The 1,137-nt window shown below is 68.2% G+C and carries 1 protein-coding gene and 1 pseudogene; both read left to right on the plus strand.

Features of this window, described 5'->3' with window-relative positions:
• The coding region (locus ACFWF3_RS36750; protein ID WP_379318848.1) for a CatB-related O-acetyltransferase at positions 1 to 353 on the plus strand (353 nt) is incomplete at its 5' end.
• Positions 354 to 358: 5 nt separating this feature from the next.
• Positions 359 to 1,137 (plus strand): annotated as a pseudogene (locus tag ACFWF3_RS36755) (glycosyl transferase); the annotation flags it as partial.

The following is a 1,137-nucleotide window of genomic DNA, read 5'->3' on the forward strand; positions in this document are numbered from 1 at the left end:
GTTCCTGGTCGGACCACTTCGACCTGCTCACCGGCCTGCCGGGGCGAGGCGACACCGTTGTGGGCAACGACGTCTGGTTCGGCAACGGCGCGACGGTGATGCCCGGCGTGCGGATCGGCCACGGCGCCATCATCAGCACCGGCTCCGTCGTCACCGGCGACGTCCCCGACTACGGCATCGTCGGCGGAAATCCCGCCCGCCTCATCCGCACCCGCTTCGGCGACCGCGACATCGCCCGCCTGCTGGCAGTCGCGTGGTGGGACTGGCCCGCCGAGCACATCACCGCACACGTGCCGACGATCATGTCCGGCAGCATCGACGACCTCGAAGCCGCCGCCGAATCCTCGAAGTGAGCGAAATGCCTTCTCGTCCAGCCCATATCGCGATGATCGGCATCCCCATCGTCAGCCATGTCCTGCCGAGCCTGGAAGTGATCCGTGAGCTGGTGGCTCGGGGCCATCGCGTCACCTACGCCAACGACCCGGCCGTCGCGGACCTGATCACCGAAGCCGGCGCCGAGCTGATCGCGTGTACCTCGATGCTGCCGGTGGCCGACAACACCTGGCCCGAAGACCCTGTCGCGGTGATGAACCTGTTCCTCGACAATGCCCAGCTCGCGCTGCCTCAGCTACGCGCGGCCTACGACCACGACCCCGCAGATCTCTATCTCTACGACATCGGCGCCTACGCCGGCCGCGCCCTCGCCGAAACCCAACACCGCCGCATGATCCAGCTCTCGCCCACTTTCGTGGCGTGGAAGGGCTACGAACACGAAGTCGCTACACCGTTGCGGCAGCTGCCGGGCGCCGACGACTACCAGGCGAGATTCGCACGCTGGCTCGCCGACTGCGGTGCCGCGACCACCGATGTCGACGACTTCTCCGGCGTGCCCGACCAGGCGCTGGCGCTGATTCCCCGAGCGATGCAACCGCACGCCGACCGAGTCGATTCCGGCACAGTGACTTTCGTCGGCCCCTGCTTCGACACCCGCCCGTCAGCGGGCTGGGACCGCCCCGCCCACGCCGAGAAGGTCCTGCTGATCTCCCTGGGCTCGGCATACACCCGCCGGCCCGAGTTCTACCGCCAGTGCCTCCAAGCCTTCGGCGACCTCCCCGGCTGGCACGTCGTTCTGCAGAT

The sequence above is a fragment of the Nocardia sp. NPDC060220 genome (genome assembly GCF_042727815.1).
Classification (GTDB): Bacteria; Actinomycetota; Actinomycetes; order Mycobacteriales; family Mycobacteriaceae; genus Nocardia.